2 pseudogenes are annotated in these 731 nt (G+C 43.9%); both read right to left on the reverse strand.

The features are described 5' to 3' along the window. Positions 1-151: pseudogene (locus AB4507_RS22935) on the reverse strand (pyridoxal kinase); the annotation flags it as partial. 206 nt (positions 152-357) lie between these two features. Beyond that, a pseudogene (locus AB4507_RS22940) lies at positions 358-731 on the reverse strand (bifunctional aspartate transaminase/aspartate 4-decarboxylase); the annotation flags it as partial.

The raw sequence follows: 731 nt of genomic DNA on the forward strand, positions 1-731 counted from the left end.
TCCAACCTTGTTGATATTGAGTGTGATTAGAGAACTGAACAGTGTGGATTGGCCACACATCGAGTCCCATTCTTTGGATTGGAAAAACCGCAGAACTGTTTCCTGCATGCCCGTAAACCACGTGAGATTGAATAGAAATAATGCTTTTCATGCGTCGCTCTTTCAGTTTGAAATGGATTTGAATACTTGGATAAGACGACTAAATAAACACAACGGAACATCAAGATAGGAAGTTTTATCGATCTAACCACTGTGCTTATTTGGTCGGAATAGCCTCGACATCGCCGAGGCTTATTCTTAATGAGTTGGACGTCATCGGCTTTAAATCATGTATTTGATTCTAAGCCAGACTTGAACTTATGCGTCTTGAAACTCAGCGAAGTACTCATCCAATACAGTGCGTGTTGCACGGCCGATTAGCTCGTACTCGTGGTGAGTAAGGTTCGCTAGTGATACACGTACTGATGCGTGTACTGTGTCGAAACCTTTACCAGGTAGTAAGATTACGCCGGTTTCGTGAGCAAGACGGAATAGGAAGTCTTTACCTTTCTCGTTAGCTTTGAACCAGTCGACAAACTCTTGACCGTAAAGTTTGCCACCTAGCGTGTCTAGCTCTAGGAGTGTGTAGTAATCCACACGGTCTTTGTTCTCTTCGATTTCTACACCCATGTTTTTGTAAAGCGTTGTGTAGCGCTCACGGATGATGCGTTTGCAAGCGGCTTTGTAGCGAC

It is taken from the genome of Vibrio sp. 10N.222.54.A3, from assembly GCF_041474095.1.
In the GTDB taxonomy this organism is placed as follows: Bacteria; Pseudomonadota; Gammaproteobacteria; order Enterobacterales; family Vibrionaceae; genus Vibrio; species Vibrio crassostreae_C.